At 61.7% G+C, this 25,111-nt stretch carries 25 protein-coding genes; 12 read left to right on the top strand and 13 right to left on the bottom strand.

What is annotated here, in order from left to right; translation table 11 throughout:
* Positions 1–414 precede the first annotated feature (414 nt).
* The gene (locus AC0L8G_RS19140) at positions 415–2,064 is read left to right on the top strand and encodes a hypothetical protein (RefSeq protein ID WP_473385775.1); all 1,650 of its coding nucleotides are present in this window, start codon (positions 415–417) and stop codon (positions 2,062–2,064) included.
* An 88-nt stretch (positions 2,065–2,152) separates the two neighbouring features.
* Here AC0L8G_RS19140 and AC0L8G_RS19135 read toward each other — a convergent pair whose 3' ends face one another.
* Positions 2,153–3,190: a hypothetical protein gene (locus AC0L8G_RS19135; protein WP_473385774.1), complete on the bottom strand. Its 1,038-nt coding sequence runs from the start codon at positions 3,188–3,190 to the stop codon at positions 2,153–2,155.
* Between the two features lie 258 nt (positions 3,191–3,448).
* Here AC0L8G_RS19135 and AC0L8G_RS19130 point away from each other — a divergent pair, with 258 nt between their 5' ends.
* A complete protein-coding gene (locus tag AC0L8G_RS19130) occupies positions 3,449–4,666 on the top strand; it encodes a sensor histidine kinase (protein ID WP_473385773.1) in 1,218 nt (405 codons plus the stop codon).
* A 21-nt stretch (positions 4,667–4,687) separates the two neighbouring features.
* On the opposite strand, the gene AC0L8G_RS19125 is transcribed toward AC0L8G_RS19130, so the two are convergent.
* Positions 4,688–5,239 (bottom strand): PadR family transcriptional regulator, encoded by a 552-nt coding sequence (locus tag AC0L8G_RS19125; RefSeq protein ID WP_473385772.1) that lies wholly within the window; start codon positions 5,237–5,239, stop codon positions 4,688–4,690.
* Between the two features lie 102 nt (positions 5,240–5,341).
* Here AC0L8G_RS19125 and AC0L8G_RS19120 point away from each other — a divergent pair, with 102 nt between their 5' ends.
* Positions 5,342–5,713, top strand: coding sequence for a DUF1491 family protein (locus tag AC0L8G_RS19120; protein WP_473385771.1), 372 nt, complete (start codon positions 5,342–5,344; stop codon positions 5,711–5,713).
* A 164-nt stretch (positions 5,714–5,877) separates the two neighbouring features.
* Here the strand turns inward: AC0L8G_RS19120 and AC0L8G_RS19115 are convergent, their stop codons facing one another.
* Positions 5,878–7,050: a DUF2336 domain-containing protein gene (locus tag AC0L8G_RS19115; RefSeq protein ID WP_473385770.1), complete on the bottom strand. Its 1,173-nt coding sequence runs from the start codon at positions 7,048–7,050 to the stop codon at positions 5,878–5,880.
* A gap of 84 nt (positions 7,051–7,134) precedes the next feature.
* Here AC0L8G_RS19115 and AC0L8G_RS19110 point away from each other — a divergent pair, with 84 nt between their 5' ends.
* On the top strand, positions 7,135–7,872 hold the full coding sequence (locus tag AC0L8G_RS19110; RefSeq protein WP_473385769.1) for an SH3 domain-containing protein: 738 nt from the start codon (positions 7,135–7,137) through the stop codon (positions 7,870–7,872).
* Between the two features lie 33 nt (positions 7,873–7,905).
* On the opposite strand, the gene AC0L8G_RS19105 is transcribed toward AC0L8G_RS19110, so the two are convergent.
* Both AC0L8G_RS19105 and AC0L8G_RS19100 read right to left on the bottom strand, forming a co-directional pair.
* Positions 7,906–8,115: a hypothetical protein gene (locus AC0L8G_RS19105; RefSeq protein WP_473385768.1), complete on the bottom strand. Its 210-nt coding sequence runs from the start codon at positions 8,113–8,115 to the stop codon at positions 7,906–7,908.
* Between the two features lie 303 nt (positions 8,116–8,418).
* Entirely contained in the window at positions 8,419–9,450 is a 1,032-nt protein-coding gene (locus AC0L8G_RS19100) for a DUF6607 family protein (RefSeq protein WP_473385767.1), read from the bottom strand.
* Between the two features lie 249 nt (positions 9,451–9,699).
* Between AC0L8G_RS19100 and AC0L8G_RS19095 the strand changes: the two genes are divergently transcribed.
* From AC0L8G_RS19095 to AC0L8G_RS19085, 3 genes are all read left to right on the top strand, one after another.
* Positions 9,700–11,841: a TonB-dependent receptor domain-containing protein gene (locus AC0L8G_RS19095; protein WP_473385766.1), complete on the top strand. Its 2,142-nt coding sequence runs from the start codon at positions 9,700–9,702 to the stop codon at positions 11,839–11,841.
* A gap of 161 nt (positions 11,842–12,002) precedes the next feature.
* On the top strand, positions 12,003–12,194 hold the full coding sequence (locus tag AC0L8G_RS19090; RefSeq protein ID WP_473385765.1) for a hypothetical protein: 192 nt from the start codon (positions 12,003–12,005) through the stop codon (positions 12,192–12,194).
* A gap of 11 nt (positions 12,195–12,205) precedes the next feature.
* Complete coding sequence (locus AC0L8G_RS19085; RefSeq protein WP_473385764.1) at positions 12,206–12,697, top strand: hypothetical protein; 492 nt, start codon at positions 12,206–12,208, stop codon at positions 12,695–12,697.
* Here AC0L8G_RS19085 and AC0L8G_RS19080 read toward each other — a convergent pair.
* Complete coding sequence (locus tag AC0L8G_RS19080) at positions 12,694–13,848, bottom strand: alpha-hydroxy acid oxidase (protein WP_473385763.1); 1,155 nt, start codon at positions 13,846–13,848, stop codon at positions 12,694–12,696. The two genes, AC0L8G_RS19085 and AC0L8G_RS19080, sit on opposite strands and share 4 nt — an antisense overlap.
* A gap of 177 nt (positions 13,849–14,025) precedes the next feature.
* Here AC0L8G_RS19080 and AC0L8G_RS19075 point away from each other — a divergent pair, with 177 nt between their 5' ends.
* The gene (locus AC0L8G_RS19075) at positions 14,026–14,997 is read left to right on the top strand and encodes an alpha/beta hydrolase family protein (protein WP_473385762.1); all 972 of its coding nucleotides are present in this window, start codon (positions 14,026–14,028) and stop codon (positions 14,995–14,997) included.
* On the opposite strand, the gene AC0L8G_RS19070 is transcribed toward AC0L8G_RS19075, so the two are convergent.
* From AC0L8G_RS19070 to AC0L8G_RS19045, 6 genes are all read right to left on the bottom strand, one after another.
* Complete coding sequence (locus AC0L8G_RS19070) at positions 14,994–17,096, bottom strand: transglycosylase domain-containing protein (protein ID WP_473385761.1); 2,103 nt, start codon at positions 17,094–17,096, stop codon at positions 14,994–14,996. The genes AC0L8G_RS19075 and AC0L8G_RS19070 overlap by 4 nt on opposite strands.
* Before the next feature lie 237 nt (positions 17,097–17,333).
* Entirely contained in the window at positions 17,334–17,822 is a 489-nt protein-coding gene (locus AC0L8G_RS19065; RefSeq protein WP_473385760.1) for a hypothetical protein, read from the bottom strand.
* Positions 17,823–17,853: 31 nt separating this feature from the next.
* The gene (locus AC0L8G_RS19060; protein ID WP_473385758.1) at positions 17,854–18,921 is read right to left on the bottom strand and encodes an SMP-30/gluconolactonase/LRE family protein; all 1,068 of its coding nucleotides are present in this window, start codon (positions 18,919–18,921) and stop codon (positions 17,854–17,856) included.
* 285 nt (positions 18,922–19,206) lie between these two features.
* Complete coding sequence (locus AC0L8G_RS19055; RefSeq protein WP_473385756.1) at positions 19,207–20,217, bottom strand: hypothetical protein; 1,011 nt, start codon at positions 20,215–20,217, stop codon at positions 19,207–19,209.
* A gap of 50 nt (positions 20,218–20,267) precedes the next feature.
* Positions 20,268–20,786, bottom strand: coding sequence for a flavodoxin family protein (locus AC0L8G_RS19050; protein WP_473385755.1), 519 nt, complete (start codon positions 20,784–20,786; stop codon positions 20,268–20,270).
* A gap of 164 nt (positions 20,787–20,950) precedes the next feature.
* Positions 20,951–21,433, bottom strand: coding sequence for a VOC family protein (locus tag AC0L8G_RS19045; RefSeq protein WP_473385754.1), 483 nt, complete (start codon positions 21,431–21,433; stop codon positions 20,951–20,953).
* An 81-nt stretch (positions 21,434–21,514) separates the two neighbouring features.
* On the opposite strand from AC0L8G_RS19045, the gene AC0L8G_RS19040 reads away from it, so the two are divergent.
* Complete coding sequence (locus tag AC0L8G_RS19040; protein ID WP_473385752.1) at positions 21,515–22,195, top strand: helix-turn-helix transcriptional regulator; 681 nt, start codon at positions 21,515–21,517, stop codon at positions 22,193–22,195.
* Here AC0L8G_RS19040 and AC0L8G_RS19035 read toward each other — a convergent pair.
* Positions 22,192–22,677 (bottom strand): DUF2165 family protein, encoded by a 486-nt coding sequence (locus AC0L8G_RS19035; protein WP_473385751.1) that lies wholly within the window; start codon positions 22,675–22,677, stop codon positions 22,192–22,194. The two genes, AC0L8G_RS19040 and AC0L8G_RS19035, sit on opposite strands and share 4 nt — an antisense overlap.
* 104 nt (positions 22,678–22,781) lie before the next feature.
* Between AC0L8G_RS19035 and AC0L8G_RS19030 the strand changes: the two genes are divergently transcribed.
* The 3 genes from AC0L8G_RS19030 (at position 22,782) to AC0L8G_RS19020 (ending at position 25,023) form a co-directional block, all read left to right on the top strand.
* The gene (locus AC0L8G_RS19030) at positions 22,782–23,231 is read left to right on the top strand and encodes a YcgN family cysteine cluster protein (RefSeq protein WP_473385749.1); all 450 of its coding nucleotides are present in this window, start codon (positions 22,782–22,784) and stop codon (positions 23,229–23,231) included.
* Between the two features lie 132 nt (positions 23,232–23,363).
* Positions 23,364–23,789 carry a hypothetical protein gene (locus AC0L8G_RS19025; protein ID WP_473385748.1) on the top strand — a complete coding sequence of 142 codons (426 nt, stop codon included), beginning with the start codon at positions 23,364–23,366 and terminating at the stop codon, positions 23,787–23,789.
* Positions 23,755–25,023 carry a DNA-packaging protein gene (locus tag AC0L8G_RS19020; protein WP_473385747.1) on the top strand — a complete coding sequence of 423 codons (1,269 nt, stop codon included), beginning with the start codon at positions 23,755–23,757 and terminating at the stop codon, positions 25,021–25,023. Before AC0L8G_RS19025 ends, AC0L8G_RS19020 begins: the two co-directional genes overlap by 35 nt.
* Positions 25,024–25,111: the final 88 nt, after the last annotated feature.

Here is a 25,111-nt window from a genome sequence, read left to right as displayed (position 1 = left end):
GCCGGTCTGTTTTTGTGTGCGCTGCACAATAACCCATTCCGGCGCAGATTTCAAAGAAAACCGGATGTTTTTTCGCAAGCGACGTCGGGAAAGGGCGCGGCCAAGCGAAAGCGCGCCAATATTCGGGCCAGATCCTGGCTTGCCCGCCTCACGCGCCTTGATGCGCCTTGATGCGCCTTGACGTGGTTGCGCTGGCGGGCGAAGTTTTTCCGCCCGGTAATTTTAATCAGCCGGGCGAAAAGACGCGCAGAGACTGTTCGTTTACGGATTATCGCCGCAAACGCGCCTGCGTGAAGATGCATTTTTTATTGTTGTATTGCCTTTCATATCTGCGCCGCAGGCGGCGGGTCATCATCATTTCACCAACCGGGCCGCCTTTTTGTTCAAGCCTTCAGCAATCTCGGGGGAGATTCCATGTTCCATTTTTTCGCACGCATCGCCATGTTCGCTGTTGCGGCGTTCATTTTCATCAATGCAAACGCGCATGCTCAACAGGGCGCGCAACAAAGACCGCAAGCAAGCGCGCTCACCCAGTCGCGCGGGCTTGGCCCGTCCTGCGAGCGCTCCTGCCGCGCGGACGCCGACCAGCGCGCCTGCATCAGCGCCTGCTATGCGCAAAATTATAAACGCCAGCGGGTCAATGCAGCGAGCAAGGCCGAAGCGATTCGAGAGATCAATGACTGGGCGATGGAAGAAGACATCCGCACCAATCCCTATCTGACCGGCGAAGCGAAAGCCGTGCTGCTGGATCAGCGGGCGAATGAGTTTGCAAAATTCGACATGCCTAACAAGGGGCCTAACAAAGCGCCAAATCAAACACCGGGCGCTGGCTCGTCGGCGACGCTTCCCGATATCGATATACAGCAGCCGCCGCTGGCCCTGACGCCCTTAAAGCTTGCGCAACTGCAATATTACAGCACCGCGATCGGTTCGCAGAGCGTCATGTGTGAAAACGGCGCGTGCAAAATACCGAAGCTTTACGACATCTCGGTCGTGAAATGGCTGACCGTGCATTTTCGTCTCACGGGCATGCCGGCCGGGGAGATGAGCGAATATCTGGCCGGTGAAGATCTGCGGAATTTCAGGCTGGATGTGAATGGCCAGCCTTATCAGCTCGGTTCGTCGGTGATCAATGGCGACGACTATCTTGCGGTTGTTCTGGACCAACCTTGCGACATCAACGGCGTCGACACCTCGCAAGACAAGGGCTGCCTGACCCTCGCCATCAATCCGGACAAGATGTTTCCGTCAGCGCCGCCCTATCCGGTGTGGACGCTGGCCTTGCATTTCACCCAGTTGAAACCCGAACTCGGACCGGCCAATCCCGATGTGCCGAAAGCGCCGCTGACCAGTCCGGAACGCATCATTCGTCAGCGCGGCGCCTTGAACATAAATACGGAGGAGCCGAAAGCTGCGCCGGGCGCCAGCGCCGTGCGCCCCGGCGCATCCGGCTCGGCCAATCTTCCAACCGCGCAGCTTGGCTATCCGCCGCGTCCGAATTTCACCTTGAACACCTATATTCAGCCCCCTGATAAAATTTCGAGCTACTGGCTGAAAACCATCGGCGAGTCTGTATCAAGCGCGCGCTGCATGTCCTGTCACGCCATGGATTCGCTGGCGAAGATTCAAGACCATCATCAGGGCATCCAGGGGGAAGTGGTGATGGTCCCAAGCGCGCTCAATCCGAACCAGCAAATTCACAGTTGTCAGAACTGCCATGCTTGCGGGCCGGAAAACTGCCAGCTCGCGGCGGGAGATTTTGCGGAAGGGCGCTGGGGCACGCCGACCCAGGTGCAGAACATCAACTGGGCGGCGTTGATCAACGACAATCCGCAAAGCTGGCCCGCCGTGGTGTGTCAGCGCATGAAGTCAAACCTGACCACGGCGGCGAAACGCGAGGAGCATTTCCACGAAGATTACCGCCTGTTCTGGGCGGTCGCCGATGGCTATGTGATCGGGCCCGGCGGCGGTCAGCTCGACACCGCGCCGCCGCATAGCTATTCCAGTTTTCTCAACCGTTTCGATATCTGGAACAAACATGGCGCGCCATGCCCGACCGGGTGACCGGCGCGGCGGGAAAGAAAAAAGGCCGCTCCGTAAGAGCGGCCTTTTTCCCAGGCGCAGCTTTATGCGTATGCGGAGTGTGTTCCGCCTAGCTTGCTCCGGCGCCGGCCACCCAGCCGGTGCAGGTTGCAACGTCTTTCAAGCCATGCTCGCCAAGGCAGAACGCCTCTTCATAGGGCGTGCGCGTGGCGGCGATGCACTGGTCGAGCGTCAGCTTCGCCATGGACAGGCAACGCTCGGACTTGGTGTTCTGGGCATAAACCTCGACGATTTTCGGGTTCAGCGTATCGGTGGAATAACGCGCGGCGAGCATGAGGATGCGATCGACGATCACTTCCGCATTTTTCTCCGTCATCTTGCCTTCTTCCGCGCCGGCGCCCCAATCGGCGGACCATTCTTCCTGCGCGCTGGCCAGCGCCGGCGTCAGCACGCCTTTGCTTGAGCTATGGGCGAAATGCGGCGCGGCGGGCGCCCCGCGGCTGCGGCCGAACGTGGCGGCCTCGTCGATGCGCTTCTGGCTCGGCGAAATCTTCTGCTTGCCCCAGCTGGTTTTCTGCATGGCGTAGGCTTGCGTCTTGAAGGCTTCGCCAAGCTCTGAGATGCGCGCGCCATCCTGAACGGTCATGGCGAGCACCGCCCGCACCGCATCATTGGCGCCGGGCAGCTTGCGCAAATAGCCCGGATCCTGCGCGGTGTTGGACATCAGCCCGTCAATGCCGCCAAGCTCGCCTTTGCGCTTGTTCGGCTTTTTCTTCAGTTCGCCCTGAAGCGCCTCGGCGAAAGCCGGCTGGTCTGAGACCACCAGCGCCGCATAAGCGACCCATCCGGCCGAAAGGTCTTCCGAATCATGGGCCGCGAGCCGGCGATGCGCCTCACGGGTGATTTCCGCACTGTTGAACGGCATCGCCTCAAGCGCGGCGACGTCTTCGCGAAAGCGGATATAGCTGGCGGCCTGACGCTCCAGCGTGGTGTCCTTTGGCTGGGCCAGCGTGTCCGCCGAAACGGCGGTGGCGGCGAGTCCGGCGATGATGGCCACGGCCGCAACATGCGGCTGAAACCGTGCTTTGCGGGATTGCCTGGGGGCGGCGGCTTTGACATTGCGCATCCCCATTAATTTACGCGACATAAAGTCATTCTCCCAAATAGCGGTCCTATACGCGGCCGCCACCTTATCGCCCCAGTTTTTAAGACTGCGCTGCGCATCCTAGCGAAATTATTATCAAATTCGACCGGTCAGGCGCTGCAATCCCATGATTTCCGCCATAATTGCGATTTATCTTTTGTTAACGAGGATTGGCGCATGGTGAATGGGCGTTAACGAGATCGGATGGCTGGTCCGGGCTTGAGCCCCGTGCTGGCGCGCCGAGCCGGATCCGGGAGTGTCATGGCGTTTCGCCTGCTATCTTTCCTAGGCTTGAAGCCCCGCCAGCCGCAATGGCGGTCGGGCGCGGGCGATCCTGTGCTGGAGCTGGACCGGGACGGGGTGATCCTCGCCGCCAGCGCCGGGGCCGAGATGCTGATTGGCGCTGAAGGCGGCCTGACGGGCCGCGCCCTCACTGATTTTATCGCCCGCGAAGACCGGGCCGGCGTCAAACAAGCGCTGGAGCGCGCGGTGCTGGCCGAAACCGGCGCCCCCGCCGACCGGGCCTGCCTGCGGCTGTTGCGGCCGGGCCAGCCGGCGCTGTTCGCTGAACTCATCCTCGCTCGCCGGGCCGGCAGGCTGACCGCTTTGTTGCGCGAGCGCGGGGCGGAACTGGCGGCGGAGCGCGATGACCGCGCCGCGCCGCAGCCGGGCGTCTCGCCGGAGCTTCTCGCGGATCTCGGCCATGAGCTGAAAACCCCCTTGAATGCGATCCTCGGTTTCGCCGATGCGATGGAGAGCGAAACCTTCGGGCCGCTTGGCAATGACAAATATCGCGAATATGCCGGTCACATCCGGTCATCCGGCGGCCATCTCGCCGATCTGATCTCGGCGATTCTCGACCGCGCGAAACTCGACGCCGGCCGTTACCAGCTTTCGCCCGCCCTTGCAGAGCCGGGCCCGCTCGCCCGCGCCTGTGCGGAGATGGTGCGCGGCGAGGCGGAAAAGGCGGGGCTCGCTCTGCGCCTCGATATCGCCGAAGACCTGCCGGAAACCATGCTCGATGCGCGCGCGGTGAAGCAGATCCTGATCAACCTCCTCTCCAATGCGGTGAAGTTCACCGCCGCCGGGGAGATCGGCCTTAAAGTCACTGAACAAAACGGCGCTGTCGCCTTTGAAGTCTCAGATACCGGCGTCGGCATGAGCCAGATGGCGCTGGCGCGCCTTGGCGAACGCTTCACCGGGTTGCATAAAAGCGGCGTGCGCGGCGCGCCGGGCTCCGGCCTTGGCCTGTCGCTCGCCTTCTCGCTGGCGAAACTCCATGGCGGCGCGCTTGAGCTGTCCTCCGCGCCGGGCGAAGGCACGGTCGCAAGGCTGATGCTGCCGGTGCGCAAAACCCTTGCCGATATGGCGGGGGAGGGAATTTCCATCGGCGGCGATATTCAAAGCCAGCTCGACCGGGTGGCGCAATTCCGCCGCGAGCGCACCTCAGCGGACAAAAACGGCCGCAGCGCCGCCTAGACATTTCTTCCGTATAAAGATTTAAGACGCGGCGTCGCGATCCGGCAGCGCGTCTTTTGCAAATGACCGCAGGGCGTTGACCCGCATGCGCGACCATAATTTGTGCAGCGTGGTGAGATGCGCCGCCTCGGCGGATGTTTTTGGGGGCGTCTTTTCGGAGGCGGGCGGCGGGGTGATTTCCGCAAGGGTCGCGGCGATGAAGTCTTTAAACTCGCTTTCGCTCATCATGTCGGCAAAGCACAATCGTGCGCGCAGCGGGTCAAAACCGCTGCCGGCGGCGCGATGGGAGTCGAGCAGCCAGTCTTTCATCGCCGCTTCGCCGGCGGCGGTGAGGGTGAAGTCGCGGCGCGCGCGGGCCCGGTCTTTGTCTTCGCGGGAAACCACCAGCCCTTGCGCCTCAAGCCGTTTCATCAGCGGATAGAGCGCCCCGGCGCTGCCGGACCAGAATTCCGAGGCGGATGTGCGAAACGCTTCTTTCACCACATAAGCGGTGCACGGACCGGAACGCTTCAAAAAGGCGAGGGCGGCGCCTTCAAGTTCGGTCAGCGGTCTTGTTTCGTCCGGTTTGGTCATCAGTCCTGCTTTCGCGGCGTGAATGATCAAGGCGCGTGGAAAAACCTAACGGCGCCGGCATGGTCGGCCAAGGCGAAGGCGGGCATTCTGCGATGAAGCGAGTTGACCTATGCGATGAGCCGCGCCAGCTTCGCGGTTATGACCGAAGCACGACTGAAAACCGAGATCCGCGTGTCCGCGCAATTGCGCCGCGCGCAGAATGAAGGCGCCTTTGGCGTCATCGTGCGGCGCGGCGACCCCGATGCGGGCGCGGTGGCGGTGAAGCTCTATCAGGGGCCCGGCGCGGTGAAGCTGTTCACCCAAAGCCGCGACCTTGACGGCAATCCGATCTGGCGCGAACCGTTTGAAGACGATGCCGGCGCCGCCGATATCGAAGCGAAGATCGATCGCTGGCTTGAAAAGGAATCCTCGATCGATCCGGATCTGTGGATTGTGGAAATCGAGGATCGCGACGGCCGGACCTTTCTGGATTAGGGAATGCTAAAGGCTGGGCAAAGCGCTTGAGCCTTCATCGTGAGGAGCAAAAATTTCTTTGTCCTTCGAGACGGCCTTATGGCCTCCTCAGGATGAAGAAATTTTTGAGTCTCGAAGGATCGAAGGCGTGGAGATGGACCGTTTTACTTGGCCCCGCCGGGCGCTTAACTGTCCGCGCGCTTGCGCAGCTCCATTGGCGGTTCGTCATCTTCCGGCGGATAGTTCATGAAGGCCGCATCGCGTCCGGCCTGGGTGCGCATGCGCCAGAACCGCATAATGCGCTCGCTCGCTTCGGCCGGCACTTTGGCGTAGAGATCGAGAATGCGGAGCGCCTTGGCTTTTGACGCTTCATCGCGGCGCAGGCTGAAAACGATCCGTGCGAAACTTGCGCGCTCAAGCCCGGCGGCGCGGCAGGTCACGGCGAGCGATTCAAAGGTGCGGTCTTTCAAGATCGCCTGTGCGGCGTTCATGTCGACGCCGGCCAGATGCGCGAACGCGAAAACAAACTCCGTATGGCGGCGTTCGGCGACCAGCGTGTTCAGCAGCGTTTCAGTGACCCCGCCGCCGCGCATTTTTTCGGCGATGAATTGTTTCGCCTCGGAATGCTGGTCGCTTGCCTCGCGAAGGGCCTGTTCAAGAATGCGGTGGCGGTTGGCGACAATGGCGACATCGATCAGCGACGGGTCGAGCATGTCGGAGCGCGCGAGGATGTCTTTCTTTAAATTGGTGGAGACCAGAAAATAGAGTTGCGTGAGCAGTTGTGGCGGCAGGTCGAAGCGCCCGGTCAGCGGCTCCTGCAATGACGGCATGCGCCGCGCCTGGGCGATCATCATTTGCATTGCGCGCAAGCTGAACCGCGCGCCCTGATTTTTGGCGAGCGCGATCAGCGCCTCTTCATCGCCATGTTCCACGATTGCGTCGGTGATCGCCTCCGGCGCTTCGCGGCGGCGGGCAATGGCGTTTTGATGCGCGGGACTGCAATCGCGAATGATCGCAACGAAATCTGCGTCACACAGCGCATGGGAGCGGCGCAGGATCGGCGCGGCCACATGTATATCGTCGCGGGCGAGCGCATTGATAACGCCTTTCGGCGCGCCATTGGGCCCCATCGGCGCATCGGCGAGGCGTTCGGCGATCTCGCGCTTCAGCGCCGGCGCCGCGTCACGGGTCAGTAACGATAAAATCGCATCGAAATGCTGCATTTCCCCGGGATTGAGGCGGTCCGGCTGGGTGATGAAAATGTCAGTGATTTCGCGCAGAAGCGTGCGCCGCGCATCGGCATTGTCGATGCGCGCCGTCTCCATCAACTGCTTCAGCCGTGATGCTCCCGCCGTCATCGCCGCTCTCTCCACAAGTGGTGCAGAGTGTGCAACAAAGGTAAAGAATCCGTCGCTTGAATTGGTTGATCAGGAGAGTGCGTAATGGCTGGCGAGCAGCAAGGAAGTCCGGTGCGATTGGCGTTAACGCTGTTGGCGGCGCTAGCGCTCGGGGCGTGTTCGAGCCTGTCCGATTTTGCGCCATTTGACGACGGCGCCGTTAACTATGCCGCCGGTTCGCCGGCGGAGGCGCGGCTTTCCGGCGCTGATCGCGATGCGCTTGCGGGCGCGTTCACGCGCGCCATGGATACCGGCGCCGCGCAAAGCTGGAGCGGCCGCAAGGCGGTGGGCGCAGTGACGCCGGGCGCCTACGCCATCGCCAGCCTGAAAGCCGATCCGCGCCAGCGCCTTCAATCGGCGCGCGGCGATCTTGACCTGACCCATATGGTCGAAACCGATCTCGGGCTTTACGTGCTGACGCGCAATTCAAACATCCGCACTGGCCCCGGTCCGAAAAACAAGATCGCGGAAGTCTTGCCCTCCGGCTCCGGCGTAGAGGTGGTGGGCCGCGTCTCCGACCAGAACTGGATGCTGATCGCCGTGCGCGATGTTGTTCGCGGTTATGTGTATGGGGATTTGCTGATCAAGGCGCCGGGCTCTGAGCTTGAGCTTGCGGGCGGGCCGATGCGCAAGCCGGTTCTGTGCCGCAATTTCACGCAGCGCGTGAATATTTATTCTGACCGGTTTGAATGGGCGGGGGCTGCTTGCAATGACGGCACGGGTTGGCGCATTGCGATTGATCCGGTTGATGAAAACGCGCCGGCGCATTTGCTGGATTACTAGGCGAGCGCGGGCCGCTTTTGTTTCGGAAAAATCTTAAGCGACGACGGCGATGCGGCCTTCGCTCAGATGCTGGATGAATGCGTCGAGGGACAAGGTGAAGGCGTTGTCGCCATTACAGGTGCAAAGCCGGACGCAATCACAGCGGCGGTCGATTGTGTATTCCCCGCATGGGGCTTGCTGGCTTGCGCCGTCGTCGCTGTAGAATATCTCGTCTTTGACGATCGCTCTTGCATGTCTGGCCATCGGCTTTTTCCCTTGAACCAACGATTATGCCTAACCAACGCTTGTGACCGATGATGGTTCAAATTGCGTTCATTTTCAGGCTTCAGTTTTCATGAGTTGAGTAAACCCCGCCCCGCCGGCGCGCGCTGTGACGGGGAACACAGCGGCGGGCATGTATGAAGGGGGCGCAGGTAGACCGCTCAGGGGCCATCGGGGCAAACCAGCGCCCGCCAGACGGCCGGGGGAGATTGGCGGCTGACGAGCGCTGGCCGCGCGAACGGATTCTCAGGGAGAATACCGCCGCACGTCAGGAATAATGAAGGGTTAGTCAGCCGGGTTCAGGCGCGAGGACAGCGAGCCAATATCGCTTGTCGTGTATTCGGCGATCACGGCGCGCGCCGCTTGCGCAGCGGCGGCGGCGGTTTTCTCGCCATCCACGACATCCTGCGCAAGCAAAAAGATCTCGTTGTAAAGCGCCTCCGGCTCGCCCTGGATGGTCAGGCCGAAGCGCGGATGCGCCGCTTCGATACGGTCCCATTCGGCGCGGATTTCGGCCCAGAAATCCGCCGTGGCGGCCCAGTAATCGTCGCCGGTCTCGATGTTGAAATCGTCGAACTTCACATAGGTGTTAACGCCGATCTCGCGCACCAATGCGCGCGGGCTTTCGCCAGTGAGGACAAGCTTGGTGTTGTTTTGCTCATGCACCCAGCCTTGCGGCGTGATGGTGTGACGGTTCACGGCGTCGACCGCCTGATAGTCGTCGCGCGTCGTCGCATCGCGGCGCGGCAGCGGGCGCCATTCGCGCGGCGGCGTCCAGGATGAAACGCCGTCTTCATGTGACCATGCGCCAAGCGCGCCATAACGCGGCGCGTCATCCACCTGATAAACGGTCTGGCTCCATTTGCCTTTGGCTTCTGCGCTGGTCAGCTTGCGCGTCTCCCAGGCATTGCCGCCAATGAAAACAAGAACGCTCGCCGGTTCATAGCGCCAGTCCTGGCGCCAGTGCTTGACCGGAAATTTCTCTTCGCCGCCAACCACCAGAATATGCTGCAGGCTGATATAGTCGCCGTCATCGGCGATCACCCGGACAATCTCATTGCCGCCGGAACGCTTGCGATCCTTGAGCTCGTAACCGGCGTCAAAGGATACGGTCTCGATGAAATCAAAACTCACGCGGTAATTGCCCGCCATGGCGAGGATGGCTTCGCGGTCCTGTTGCATCTGCGCGGCGGCGGATTTGCCGGACGGCGCGGCGGCGCTGGTTGCGGCGGCGGGCGCTGTCGCCGTGGTGGTGCAGCCGGCCAGTGCGAAGGCGGCGAGAGCGAGGGCGGAAGAAAGCGTTTTTACTACGGTCATTAGGATCCCCGGTGGTCCGATTAACTTGTCCTGCGCGTGACGCCGCTTCCGGTTGACCGGAAAGGGGCCGTTCCTGCGACCGGGGCGTCGCCGCGCATTTGCGCCCCCGGCTCGTTGAAAAAATTAGTACTGCGAATGATTCTAAGTTGCAATCGCATTTTTCCTGCGCTATCAAACAGTAATTGAGAATCATTTGCAACTAACGAAATGTAGGTAAGCGGCATGCGGGCGACGAAACAGCGGGGAAATGTGAAATCGGGACTTCTGATGGGAGCGGCGGCCTCGGCCGCGCTGATCACCGGCGCAGCGGCGGATGATGCGGGCGATATCGCCATCGCCCAGCTCGACACGATCAGCGTCTATGCGACCCGTAGCCCGATTCCGGCGTTTGATTATGCGGGCGAAGTGACGGTCATCCCCAAGGATGTGATCGAGGATTTCAACCCGTCGACCCTTGCGGACATTTTCGACGCCGTGCCGGGGGCGGCGATCGGCGGGGGCCCGCGCCGTGCGGGGATGACCCCCGATGTGCGCGGGCTTTCCGGCGAGGGCGTGCTGGTGTTGTTTGACGGCGCCCGCCAGAGCTATCTCTCCGGCCATGACGGCCGTTTTTTCGCTGATCCCGATCTGGTGCGCGCGGTCGAAGTGGTGCGCGGACCCACATCGGCTCTTTACGGCTCCGGCGCGCTGGGCGGAGTGATCGCTGTACGGACGATTACCGCCGATGACTTTCTCGAAGACGGCGAACGCGCAGCGGCCAAGCTTTCCCTCGGCTATCAGGACGTCAATGATGAAGGGCGCATGGGCGCCACTGGCGTCTGGCGCAGTGAAGACGAGCGCGTCGACATTGTCGGCAATTTCACCATCCGCACCTCGAACGACATTGACCTCGGCAGCGGGCTGAGTTTGCCTGCTGATGACGATGTGTTGTCGTCGCTGCTGAAAACCACCTTCCGCCCCAGCGACGAATGGACTCTGTCGGCCTCCTGGATGCGCTATGGCGGCAATAGCGTCGATCCCAACAACCCGCAGGGCAATAATGTCGGCGGCGCGGGCAATGAAAATGTTTTCCGCGATATCGATTCCAACACGCTGCAGGGGACGGTGAACTACAATCCGTCATCGGATCTGGTTGACGCCAATCTCGTCGCCTATTTCACCCGCAACAAGGTGACCGAAGACGAGGTCGATACTGACCGCATTGTCAGCCGCGATGTGGAGACATTCGGCGTTTCCTTCGACAACCGCTCGCGTTTTGAATCCGGCCCCGCATCGCTCACGCTCACCTATGGCGGCGAATTCTATCGCGACGAACAGACCGGGCGCGACAATATGACGACCGACGGCACGCGCGGCGGCGTGCCGGACGCAACGGCGAATTTCTACGGCGCCTTTGCACAGGGCGAGCTGGCGATCAAATCCCCGGTCGGCGTCATCACGCTAATTCCCGGCGTGCGCTGGGACCGGTTTGAAACGTCCGCGCCGGGCGATGCGGACACCAATGATGAAGCGGTGTCACCGAAAATCGGCGCGACCTGGAAGCCGGTTCCGCAATTGCTTTTCTTCGGCAACTGGTCGGAGGCGTTCCGCGCGCCCTCCTTCAACGAAATCTACGCCGATAATGTGCACTTCCAGATTCCGAACCTCTCCGTGCCGGGGCCGTTCGGTCCGTTCGGTCCGCCGGCTTTTGTCACCAACTTCTTCATTCCGAACCCCGACCTCGTGCCGGAAGAATCGCAGACATGGGAAGTCGGCGCCGGCGTTGATTTCGACAATGTGCTGTTTGACGGCGATAGCTTCACCGCCAAGGGATCCTATTACAAATCCGATGTAGACAATCTCATCGACCTGGAAGTGAACATTCCTTTCACCTGCTTCCTGACGCCGGATCAATTGTTCCCCGGCGCGCCGCCCTGCGGTTCGGGCGAGCCCTTCGGCAATTTCTCGCGCAATGTGAATGTCACCAATGCCGAACTCGATGGGGTCGAGGTCGAAGCCTATTATGACAGCCGCTATTTCTGGCTGCGCGGCAATTTCGCGACGATTGACGGCGTTGACGCCGATAGCGGCGATTATGTGGGCGTGCTCGCGCCGGACACCGCGTTTCTTGATGGCGGGTTGAAATTCCTCAATGGGGATCTGCGCCTTGGCGCGCGGGTGTCGATCGCGTCGGACTTCACCAAGGTCAATGATCCGACGGAAATCCGCGACAGCTATACGGTGGGTGATGTCTACGCCGTCTGGCAGCCCATGGCCGGACCGCTCAAAGGCATTCGCGTCGATCTCGGCGCCGATAATGTCACCGATGCGGATTACCAGATCATCGCAGCGGGCGTCAGCCAGCCGGGCCGCAATTACAAAGTCGCGGTCAGTTGGCGGCAGGGGTTTTAAGCGTGACTGGAGCTGGACGTCTTCATCCTTCGAGACGCACAATTTCCTTCATCCTGAGGGGCTCTGCAAAGCAGAGACGTCTCGAAGGACGAAGGAAATCGCACGCCTCAGGATGAAGGCTCGATTGGCTGAATGATGAAGCGTTAGACAGGGAGAGTCACATGATCCGCACCCATTCCGAAGAACGAAGCCTGTTGTCATGGCTGGTGATGCAGGAGCGCGTGTTGCGATTGTGGATCGAAGAGGCGCTTGACGCGGCGCCCGGCGACGGGCGCTTCATCGCCGAACTTGAGCGCCATCATGACTGGCTCGCCGCGCAGATCGCGCGCCTGCAACATCGCAACGCCGCATGAAATCCGCGAGCATGACTGCAAAATCCGGACTGGTCTCGCTGGCGCTGTTCTTTGCGGGGCTCGCCATGCTGGTCTGGCTCTATATGAACGGCGCGGCGATTGATCCGGCGGCGGGACGCGAAGCGATGATCGCGGCGATCTGGGATCATGTGGGCAAGGGTTCAGTCGCCGCGCCTTTATTACTGGGATGGATCGGCTGGCGATTATTCGCCGGGCGAGCGTCGCGCGACGCGATCATCGACAAGCTGGCGCTGGTTTCGCTTTGCCTGCTCGCGCTCGCCGTCCTGTTCCTTGTTGTCTCCGGTCCGATCACGGTCTGGACTTACGGCTCGGCGCTGAAAGTGTTTGACTGGTTCGCAATCGCTTCGCCCACCGGCAAGGCGCCGGCGCTGCATTCTTTTGTTGAAAACGCGCATGTCTTTGTGGCGCGCGCTACGCCCTGGCTTGTGGCCGCGGAAGCGACGCTTTTCGCTGTCGCCTATTTTCAGTCGCGCAAAAATTAGCGCCAGCGCAGCATGTCGCGTTTGAGGTCGGTGATTTTTGAAACCCCGGCGAGTTTCATGTCGCGCTCGATGGCGGTTTTGAGATTGCCCAGCGCGCGTTCGACGCCCGGCTGACCGGCGGCGGCCAGCGCATAAAGATACATGCGCCCGCCCGAACATGCTTTTGCGCCGGCGGCGATGGCTTTCAGGACATGGGTGCCGCGGCGAATGCCGCCATCGCAGATAATGTCGATGCGGTCGCCCACGGCGTCGGCGATTTCGGAGATCTGATCGAAGGGCGAGCGCGATCCGTCGAGCTGGCGGCCGCCATGGTTCGACACCATGATCGCATCGGCGCCCATATCCGCCGCGCGGCGCGCATCATCGACGCTCATAATGCCTTTGAGGCAAAACCGGCCGCCCCATTGTTCGCGCAGCGCCGCCGCATCGTCCCAGTCCATGGACTGATCGAGCATGGTGGAGAAATATTCGCCGATGGAGATCGCCACATTCGAGCCTTCGCTCACATAGTCTTTCAACTCGGCGAGCTCAAAGCCGCCGCTCATGAAATAGTTGAGCGCCCATGACGGATGCGTCGCGAAACTCAACAGGCTTTGCGGCGTCAGGCGCGGCGGCGAGGTGAAGCCGGTGCGCAGATCGCGTTCGCGATTGCCGCCGGTGATGGTGTCGACGGTCAGCGCCAGCACATCGAAATTGGCGGCTTTCGCGCGCTCGACCATGGCGTCATTAAGGCCGCGATCCTTGTGAAAATAAAACTGGAACATTTTCGGCGTACTGATTAATTCGTCAATTTCTTTCAGCGTCACCGTGCCGAGCGCCGAGACGCCGAACATCGTGCCGAATTTTTCCGCCGCCAGCGCGACCGCGCGTTCCCCGTCAGGGTGAAACAGGCGCTGCAGGGCGGTTGGCGAACAGAAAATCGGCAGGGCGAGCTTCTGGCCCATCACCGTCACCGACATGTCGACATTTTCAACGCCGGCCAGCACATTCGGCACCAGGTCGCATGCCTCATAGGCCTCGGTGTTGCGGCGATAGGTGGTTTCGTCTTCCGCCGCGCCGTCAATATAATGAAAGATCGGACCGGGCAGGCGCTGTTTGGCGAGCAGCCGCATGTCTTCTGTGTTGTGACAGCTATTCAGTGTTCGAAACATGGATGTTTTCGCCCCGGCTTGTTTTTTTATGTTTCTAGCAGGCTTTGCGCGTCGTGACGAATGCGGCGTTTCGCGCGCGGTTATTTTGATCTAGGATGAACTTGATCACGGCGCGCGCGGGACGCGCGTCGCGCAAGAGGTTAAAGCACGGGGGGAGCAAGGGGAATGGGAGCATCTATGTCACGGTATGGTTTGCAGATGGCGGGTTCGCGCGCGTCGGTATTGCGCGGGGCGCTGATTGTCGCCGCGGTTTTCGCCATGGGCTTCAAGGCGCCCAAATATGACCCGGCCGCGCTCGGCGAGGCCGAATCCGCGTCGCAGGCCCGCCAGCATTACAGCGCTTATCTTCAGGAGAATTTCAAGCTGAAGCCGTCGCCGCAATCCTTTGACAATAAGGCGCTCGACGCGCGGGCGACGCGCTTTACCTATCGAAGCGGCGCCTATGAGCTTGCGGCGTGGCTCGCTTTCCCCGAAGGCGTGACGATGGAGACGCTGACGGCGCCCGGCGGCGCGCAGAAGGCGGTCGTCTATCAGCATGGCGGCTTCGCCGTCGGCGCGGGCGATTTCGATGATGCACAGGCCTTTGTCGATGCTGGCTATGTGGTGATGATGCCGGCATCGCGCGGCGAGAACGGCAATCCCGGCGGCTTTGAATATCTGCTCGGCGAGGTCGATGATTTCATCAATGCGGGCGCGGCGATGGCGGCGCTGCCGGGCGTCGACAAGACTCAGGTTTTCGGCTTCGGCCATTCCATCGGCTGCGGCATCGCGTTGAATGCGGCGGCCGATGACGGCGCGCTGCGGCCCTATCGCGCCCTTGGCGGGTCCGGCGGCGTCTATCCGAAGGGCGTTTTTGCATCCTTCCAGCCGGAGCGAGGCCGCAATGGCGATACCGGCGCGGACATCCGGTATGGCGGCGAAAAACCGTTGTATACGGAGGTGTTTGCCTATGCGGGCGATCAGGAGGCGGGCATCATCGTGGAAGCGGCGGCGCGCGCCGACTGGCACGCCGCAAATGATAATGACGGCGGGCGGGACTCCAAGGCGTTTCACTTCGAAACCCGGCCGGGCGATCATTTCACCGCGCTGGGCGCGGCGGTCGGCGCCTTTATCGAACGCATCAGCGTGCTGGACAGCGCCGCGGATTAACGCCGCCGCCGCATGCGCCGTTCATCGCCGTCGCGGCGGACGCGGGTGAAGCCGCGCGAAACATCCGCATAGAAATTCAGCAGCACCGGCTCCGATGCGTAAGACACCGCCGGATAGGCGCCGTCGAGCGAGCGGGCGACAAGGCCCTGATGGGCGGAGAGCATGAATTCCCGCCAGATCGCGGCGGGAATGGCGCCGCCGGTGACTTTCTCCATCGGCGTATAGGCGTCATTGCCGACCCACACCCCGGCGATCAGTTGCGGCGTGTAGCCGACAAACCAGGCGTCGCGCCAGTCATTGGTGGTGCCGGTCTTGCCCGCCGCCTGACGCCGGCCGAGCGAGGCGCGCGACCCGGTGCCCGACAGCATCACCTGATAGAGCAGATGGTTCATTTTCCGGGCGACGTCGTCGCTCATCACCCGGGGCGGGGCGTCGGGATTGTGCTGATAGAGAACCTCGCCGCCGCGCGCATTGATTTCCTCAATCGCGTAAGGCGCCGGCGCAAGGCCGTGACGGGCGAAAGGAATATAGGCGCTGACCAGTTCCTCCAGCGTCACATCGACGGCGCCCAGCGCGATGGAGCGATGCGGCGGCACGTCGGATTTGATGCCGAGACGTTTGGCGGCTTCTGCGACCTTGCCGCGCCCGATCTGTTCGGTGACTTGCACCGCCACCGTGTTGATCGATTTCGCGACCGCTTCGGTGAGGCGCACGGGACCGGCGAAACCGGGCGTGTAATTGGTCGGCTGCCAGCCTTCAATGTCGATCGGCTGATCGATGAAGCGCGATTCCGGCGTCAGGCCGGATTCCATCGCCGCCACATAAACGAAAGGCTTAAAGGCGGAGCCGGGCTGGCGCTTGGCCTGCACCGCGCGGTTGAACTGGCTTTCCTTATAGTCGCGGCCGCCGACCATGGCGCGCAGCGCGCCGTCGGAATCATAGGCGATCAACGCCGCCTGGTCGGCGCCTTTGAGGCGCGCATCCACATCCAGCGCCGCGTTCACCGCCGCTTCCGCATCGCGCTGAAGTTTCTGGTCGATGGTGGTGCGCACGATAATGTCGCCGGTCGCGTTGGGCGCCAGCTTCTTTGCTTGCGCCGCCGCATAGTCGAAGAAATAACCGAGGCCTGAATCCACATTCTGTTTGACGATGGCGGGCGGATTCTGGCGCGCCTCGCGCGCGGCGAAAGGTTCGATCGCGCCGGTCTCCAGCAGATTGTCGAGCACGTCGCTGGCGCGCCGTTGCGCGCCCGCCGGGTTCTGTGTCGGCGCATAAGTCGACGGTGCTTTCGGCAGGCCGGCCAGCATCGCCGCCTCAGCCAGCGTCACGTCGCGCGCCGATTTGCCGAAATAGGTCTGCGCCGCGCTTTCAACGCCATAAGCCCCGGCGCCGAGATAGATGCGGTTCAGATAGAGCGAGAGGATTTCGTCCTTGGTGTAGTGGCCCTCGATCCACATTGCGAGCAGCGCCTCGCGCGCCTTGCGCTCATAGGTCTGGCGCGGGGAAAGAAACAAATTCTTCGCTAATTGCTGGGTGATGGTCGAGCCGCCTTCGACCACGCCGCCGGCTTTCAGGTTCGACATCACCGCGCGCATGGTGCCGCGCAAATCAATGCCGCCATGCTCGTAAAAGCGGCGATCCTCCGTAGACAGAATAGCTTTGATCAGGTGGTCGGGGAGCTCGGCGGGTTCTACATGCTCGCCATAGCGCGCGCCGCGCGCGGCGATTTCCTCGCCATTGCGGTCGAGCACGATGATCGCCGCCTGCCGGTTGACGTTCCACAGATCGGCGCCGGCGGGCACCCGCGGCGCCATTTCGATGAAGGCGACGCCGAGCACGATGACGGCGCCGAACATGGCGAGCGAAACAACCGAGAGCGCCAGCGAGCCCCAGAGATTGCGCCAGGCTTTGCCGTCGCCGGGGGCTTTGGGATATTTGCTCGCTTCGGGGAAGGGCTCCTTGCCGGCGGGCGGTTTGGCCGAAAGCCCGAACAGTTTGAGGAAATCGCCGTGAAAGGCGGTCGCGCCGCGTTTCAGATCCGCCCAAAGTCCGGCGATCACAGCGGAAATCCCGCTTCTGTCATACTGTTTCTTCGACATGCCCGTGCCGCCGCCAATACCCGTTGCGCCTGAGCGCGTTTCGCCCCGATGCCTGCTTCTTGCAAGACTTATACTGGCCTCCTGCGGCCCCTTGCAAACAAAGCTTCCATGTCAGCCAAAGCGGGCGGAAAAAGGGCGTAAATTTGGGCGCAAGGCGGGAGTTTCGGCAGCGACAATGACAAAGGCGTAAGGAGGGCGCGCCGTGGCTTCGGGCCGGGTGACGGCGGCCTTTCATGCCTAGTCCAGCTTTTCCAGCCTGTCCCAGATGTCTATGACCGGCGCATCCTTCACCATATCAGCCACCATCGCAACGAAGCCTGCATTGAAATAGTCTTTGCATAACTCCCAGGCCGCTCTGCTTCGCGGCGTGCCGAGAACAAAGAAGATGACGTCGCGATAGGTTTCCCAGGACTCCTTGGTCATCGCGCCGCTTTTATATTGCAACCATTCATATTCGCGTGCGCGCATCTGTCCGATAATCCAGAAATACATCTGCGTCTTCTCTTCGAAGCTCGGCGTTTCCTGTTGGGAGAAACTGCGCGCGATGGCCGGAAATTCGACGAATTTGTATACCCCTGTCTGGTCGTTTTCGAGCTGGGTCTGCCGCGCCTCCGAGCGCAATTGCTCGGCGCCCTGACGAACCTGAATAGTCAGGTAGACCAGCGTGGCGGCGACGACGATCACGCCGACAATCTGAGCGACGAGGGCGATTTCCTCTAGGGTCATTGGCGGTCCTTTTGACGGCGGCGGAGGAGCATCAGTGATCGCCGCCGAGTTTCACCAGCGCGTCGCCAAGGCCGGAGACATAGACCGGCGCGCCGTCCGCCGACAGGATGATCCCGGTGATGACGCCCGGCAGCGGCGCCGACATGTCCGGTCCCATCAGGTCAAGCCGCGCTTCGCCGGTCTCGGCGCGGCGGCGCCATTCGGCGACAATGCGGTCGCTGGCCTCGCTCTCCGGGTGGAACGCCGTATGCGTCTCGCCGGTCTCCGGATCGACCACAAGAATCGAATTGCTGATCGGCGAAGCGACCCAGAGCTTGCCCGCCGGATCGATCTCCACATTGTCCGGCCCGATGACATTGGCGAGGATGCGGGGTTCGCCCAGCGCGCCATCGGCGACCGACAGCGGGAAGACGCTGATGCGGTCGGCGAGAGTCTCGGCCACATAAAGCGCGCCGCGCGCCTCGTCGGCGACCAGCCCATTGGCGAAGATCATGCCCGAGGCTTTCAACTCAGCGACCGGGGCCGCATCGCCCGATGCCGGCGCGATCCTGAACAGGGCGCCATCGGTCATGGGCGTATCGACGGCGGCGAACAGGCGTTTTTCGGAATCCGGCCCGATATTCTCCGTCGACTGCGTGAACCAGATGGCGCCGCTGCTGTCGCGAATGGCGGTGTTGACGCCATAGGCATGCTGATAGATGCGTTCGGTGGTTTCGCTCGCCAGATCGGTGCGCCAGATCGCGCCGGAAAACACATCGGCGACGAGCACATGGGCGCCATCGGGTTCAAAGGCGACCCCATTGGGGCCCGCGGTCGCCGCCGGGGGCGCATCCACATAGCCGGCATCGGCAAAGGCGCCGAAGGGGCGTTTCGATCCATCCGCCGCCAGTGCGGCAAGGCCATGCTCCTGATCCGCCACCAGCACGGTTCCATCCGCAAGGATGACGCCGTCTTCGGGCCGGTTCAGCGTGCGGTCCGCCGGAAAAATGGTGGCGTCCTCATAGGTCCAGACCTGCGGCGCGTCCGTTTCAGCCTCGGGTGTCGGCGCGCAGGCCGGAACCGCGAGGGCGGCGATGAGACAGGTAATGGCTGAGCGCATGGATTTACTCCCTATAGAGATCATTTGGCTTTTTGTTTTCAGTGTTCAGACTCGAAGTCGCCCTGGCCCACGCGGTGGCGCCGGGTGGGGAAACCACGAGAGCGCAACGGACCGGCGCGGGGGCGCCTTCGCCTGTCATCCGTCGTGGCGTCATCGTAGACGCCCGCCACGCGAAACAGGTTGCGCCGTCTTAATTCATTGAAAAGCTTGTTCATTCCCGCCCCGCCGTCGTTTGGGCGGTATAGCACGGTTTTTTCAGAGTGGCGACCGGGGCGGCGCCGGAAATCAATCCGCTTGCGTCATGTCTTGTGCAATGATGCGGGCGGCGGCGTCGAGACGGGCCTGCAGGCTGTCGGCGTTGTCCCATGTCGCATCGAGCGCATCATAATAGGGCTTCATGGCGGCGCGCGCGCTTAAGCCCGTCGCGTCCACATATTTCGCATAAGCGGGATCGCCCAGCACTTCGCTGGCGGCGCGGCCCGTCGCATAGAACAAAACATAGTGCCAGAAGCGGCGGTCCTTGATTCCGGCTTTCGCCAATGCGGCGTCGGCGGCGGGCTGGAATCGATCGCCCAGCGGCGCGGTGTGACTGGCTTCGTGAAACAGCAATTCAAATCCATGGCCGCCCGCCACTTCCTTGTCATCGCCGGAGAGGGTGATGGTGTTGGGATTGATGTCCGTATAGGCGCCGGGCCGGTTGGCGTAGGCGGTGAGGTCCACACGGATCGGCGCGCGCGGCCATTCGCTTTCGAGATAGCCGGCGACCTTGTTCGCCATGGCGGTTTCATGCGCTTCCAGCAGCGGCGTGAGCGTAGCGAGCAGCGCCTCGCCAGCGCGCTGATGACGCGGCCAGAATGTTTCCGCATAAACCGGCATGAAGGCGACCAGCGCTTCGCGCACCGCGTCATCGGAAACGCTTTCCGGCCCGCCCGCGGCAAGCTCTTTTGCTATGGCGCGCAAGTTCGGCGTGAATAGCAGGTCGGGATCGAGATAGGATTCATAAGCAGCGAGCACCGGCGCCATGGTTTCGCGCATCGCTGGCGTCATGCGCGCGCGGTCATCTTCATGCAGCGATACGCGCTCGCGCAGTTTCAGGTCCCGCCGCTGGTCGCGTGCGGCGTGATACAGAAAATGATGCATAGCGATCCACGGATCGGCATGAAATTCAAAATGCCCGCCGGGGCTTAAACGCGCGGTTTGCTGTGTTTGCGGATATGGCGTTGGGGCGCTCGCGCAGCCGGCGAGGCCCAACAATAAAACCGACAGCAATATAAAACGGCGCTCGACATTGCGCATTATCCGCCCCTCAATCCTGCGCAAATTTCTATCACGCCCGCAGCGCGGTCTCAAATCATCGCGTGCTCGGCGATCCTTGCTGCAAAATCCTTCGCCGCCGCTTTGGTTTCCTCACTCAATGCATCGGCGCCGCGCGCATAAAGCAGCCCGCCCCAATGCATGTTGAAATAACCGGCGGTGTCGGAGAAGGGGCGGGTGAAAGAGTCCGGCGCCGCCGCCGTGCCGCCGGTGGCGATGGTGAACATCGCCTTGCCCGCAAGCGCCTTGCCCAGCGGTTTGTAGGGCGGGTCGGTGAGATCGGTGAGACGGTCGAAGAAAATCTTCATCTGTCCGCTCATGGAATACCAATAGAGCGGGCTCGCGAGGATGATCGACCGGGCGCGGACCATCTTTTGCGCAAGCGGCAGGAAATCATCGCCGCGATTTGCATAGTCATAGTCATAAGGCCCGACGGCAAGCGCGCCGAGATCGGCGAACTCCGCATTGTCGAGGCGCGCGAACACCTCGCGCGCGAGGCGGCCGGTATGGCCATCTGCGCGCGAGGAGCCGAGAATGAACAGGCTCGTCATATCTTGCTCTTTTCTTTTTGTCTTTGTTGTCATCCCGGACACGCCGCAGCATGAAATGCTGCTGCGCAGATCCGGGATCTATGTGCTGGTTTTGATCTTGCGGCTTGGGTCCCGTGTCAGCAGCGCGTCATTGCATGCCGCGCCGCGCACGGGATGACAGATGCTTACTGATACAGATTTTTTTCTTCGGGAATGTCGCTGGAATATTCGACAAATTCGAATTCAAGCCCTTCTTCATTGACGTAATAGAGGTTGCGCCGATGCGGGTGATCCTCGCCCAGATGGTGCGGTTCATGCCCGGCGGCTTTCAACCGTGCGACAATCTCGTCGAGATTGGCGACGTCAAAGGCGATATGCGCAAGGCCCGGTTGAATTCCGGCGAGGTCGCGATGACGCCCGCGCACCTCCTGCGGAAGCTTGAACTCGTTCAGCGTGATGTAATTGTCGTCATCGCCAATATGCGCCCAGCGCCGGGGCACGCCGGACCATTCGCCGCCGCCTTCGCCGCGAAGGCGCCAATGGGGAAAGGCGCTCATCAGGAAACGCGCGGTGGGGTCGATTTCCGTCACCACCAGATTGACATGTTCAATGCGGGGCGCGGGTTGGGGCGCGGGGGTGTTTGCTTGTCTTTCTGCTTTTTTCGCCATGATGGCCTCCCTTATTCAAGAAAGAATATCCTTTCAATAAGCGCCCTTGTTTTTGAAAGCAACACCTTTTATAAATACCGGATGAGCAAAATATCGAAGACCCCTATCAAAAAATCCGATGCTGGCGCGGCGGGCGCGGCAACGGGCGCGACCCGCGGCGCGATCCTTGATCTGTTGAAGCGCGAGGGCGAACAAAGCGCCTCACAGCTTGCGCGGGCGCTGTCCCTGACGCCGATGGCCGCCAGGCTGCAGCTCTATGCTCTGGAGGAGGAGGGGCTGGTCGATGCGCGCAGCGAAGCCAAAGGCCGCGGGCGCCCGACGCTCTATTGGGCGCTGACCGAGGCGTCGGCGAAAATCTTTCCCGACGCGCATCAGGCGCTGGCGGTTGAGATGATCCAGTCGGTCGAAGATTTGTTCGGCGCCGAAGGGCTGGCGAAATTCATCAAGAAACATGGCGACATGCAGCGCGCGCAATATGGCGAAAAACTTTCCAGGGCAAAGACGCTGGGCGAGCGGGTGAAACGCCTCGCTGATGCGCGCTCGGCCGAAGGCTATATGGCTGACGCGCAAAAAGACGGGCGCGACTGGCTGCTCATTGAAAACCATTGTCCGATCTGTTCGGCGGCGCGCGCCTGCACCGGGCTTTGCGCGGGCGAGCTGAAAGTTTTTTCCGACGTCCTCGGCAAGGATGTTTCCGTCAGCCGCGAAGAACACATCCTCGCCGGCGCGCGGCGCTGCGCCTATCGGGTGAAACCGCGCTAGTCGTCTTTCATGTTGACGAACACCATCACCAGCCCGCTCGACATGAAATAGACAAAGGCGCCATCCATGGAGCCGTCGCCGAGCGCCGTTTGCCACATGCCGAACAGGCCGACGCCAACCACGGTGAACAGGCCGAACCAGACGAGGACGCCAATGCCGCAGCCGAGAATGGCGACGCTCTTGGACGCATTGAACTGGTCGGCGGGTTTGCCCGCGGCGGCGAGCATTTTCAGCGCCCCCAGCATCGACACCGCCCCGACCAGGAATTCGCCGGTGACAATGACGATCAGCGTTGCGGTGACCAGCGCGGGGCTGGTGATCGCGGGAACCAGGTCATGAGGGTAGACGTCATGGGCCTCAAGCGACAGCACATAGGCGACAAAGCCTTTCGCTTCTTCCCAGTTGATGATGTTGCCGGCGAAATAGGAAAATCCCTGCAGCCCGACGAAAAACACAAGCAAGATTTTCAGATAACGGATCATGTAAGCCCCCTTGAAAGAGGGCGAGCCTAGCCCGGCTTGGGCTTTCGGCAAAGCGTGAATCCGGCGATGGCCTTCGCAGGCGCAATAGGCTAAGAGCTGCGCCCATGGCGCGCGAAAAACCTTTCTGGAAAACCAAGAAACTCTCCGAGATGAACCCCGAGGAGTGGGAATCCCTGTGCGATGGCTGCGGGCGCTGCTGCATCTATGTGATGCATAATGAAGAGACCGGCGATGTTTTCGAAACCGACATCGCCTGCACCTTGTTCGACATTAAAAAGCGCCAATGCACCGACTATCAAAACCGGCTGAAGAAAGTCTCCGACTGCGTGCAGTTGACGCCGGATAATGTGGGCGCGCTGAAATGGATGCCGCCCACATGCGCCTATCGCCGCCTCGCGGAAGGCAAGGGCCTGCCGAAATGGCATCCGCTGCGCACCGGCGATAAAAAATCCGTCGTGCGCGCCAAGATCGCCGTCACGACGGACCTTGTTTCCGAAGACGAGCTGGAGATCACCGACGCGTTGCTCGAAAGCCGGATTACAAAAGTTCGGTAAGGGCGAAATTTCGCACCCCAATAACGCGAAACGCCTCTTCGAAAATACATCATATCTGATGAATTCTTTCATGAATCCCGCATTTGGTGCGTAGTTATCCCCGTGTTCCGGGATGGCCCCATAATGCCTTCCATGAACACCGAAACACAAAATTCAAACTCAAACGCCGCCGGTGAAAATGGCGAGAGCTGGAACGCGCTGCATGCGCGCATCGTCAAGCTCGCTCATCGCCGGTCGCAATCGCTGCTCGCCGGCGATGATGAGGACGAGACCTTCGATCGCGGCGCGCGCGCCCTGCGCACGCTGATGAGCGCGGCGGAAGTCGCAAACCGCATGAAACGCGAAGAGGACAAGGAACGGCATGAGCAAACCGCCAGCGGATCAGGCTTCAGCGAAGACGACATCGAAGCCGCTTACCGGAAAATCTACCGAACCGTCGAACGCATTGAGCGCGACGGCGACGCAGACCGATCCGGCGCGCGCGCGAAGGACGATGCGGCTGCTGCGGGCGCTGCATGCGGAGATGGCGGAGAAGCTGTGGCGGGAGAACGCCCATGACCATCAAAAGGAACCGGCAGGCGACTGGACTACCTGGCTGCTGCTGGGCGGTCGCGGCGCCGGCAAGACCCGCGCCGGGGCGGAATGGATCCGCGGCGTTGTCGCAGCCAAAGTCGCCGCCAATGTCGCGGCCAATGACAATCGCCAAGGCCGGGCCGCTTCGCCGCTCACCATCGCCCTTGTTGCGGAAAGCTACGCCGATGCGAGGGAAGTCATGATCGAAGGACCTTCCGGCATCCGCGCCGTGTCGCCGCCGGGCGGCATGCCCCAGTTTGAAGCCTCGCGCCGGCGCCTGGTCTGGCCCGACGGCGCTGTGGGCTACACTTTTTCCGCCGAAGACCCGGACGGCATCAGGGGCTATCAGTTCGATGCGGCGTGGTCTGACGAATTATGCAAATGGCGCTATGGCGAGGAAACATGGTCGAACCTGCAGCTTGCGCTGCGGCTGGGTGAACGCCCGCGCCAGATCGCGACCACGACGCCGCGCCCTTCCGGCCTGTTGAAGCGGCTGATCAAGGCGAAGACAACGAAAGTCCGGCGCGCTTCGACCTATGACAATCGCGCGCATCTTTCCGACGCGTTCTTTTCGGAAATCGCGGCGCTCTATGAGGGCACGGCGCTTGGCCGTCAGGAATTGCTCGGCGAGCTTGTGGAAGATGTGGCCGGCGCCTTGTGGAACTGGAGCATGATCGAGGCGGCGCGGATTTCCGCTGCGCCCCAGCTCGATCGCATCGTCGTCGCCGTCGATCCCCCCGCGACGGGCGGCGAAAACGCGGATGAATGCGGCATTGTGATCGCCGGCGTTGCTTATTGCGGCGAACACAAAACCGCCTTCGTGCTCGCGGACTGGTCGGCGGCGGGGCTCTCTCCCCGTCAGTGGGCGGAGAAAACCGCCGCCGCCTTTCATGAATTTTCCGCCGACCGCATCGTTGTTGAAGTCAATCAGGGCGGCGACATGGCGAAGGCGGTGATCGCGCAGGTCGAGCCTCATGCGCCGGTGCGCGGGGTTTACGCAACGCGCGGCAAGCGCCTGCGCGCCGAGCCCGTCGCGGCGCTTTATGAACGCGGGCGCGTCCGTCATGTGGGCGCCTTCGCAAAGCTTGAAGACCAGATGACATCCTACACCGGCGAAGGGGGCAAGAGCCCAGACCGGCTGGATGCGCTGGTCTGGGCGATCACCGATTTGATGTTGAGCCCCGCCGCGCCGAAGCCCGGCGTGCGAAAGCTGAGTTAACGAGGAGTGTTCATTGTGTTGAAGAAAACCCCCTCCGTCCGCTTCGCGGACACCTCCCCCGTAAACGGGGGAGGAAGAGTGTCGCACT

Source organism: Hyphococcus sp. D3-15 (genome assembly GCF_055809375.1).
Note: the sequence above shows the minus strand (reverse complement) of the source record. Positions and strands in the feature narration are given on the sequence as shown.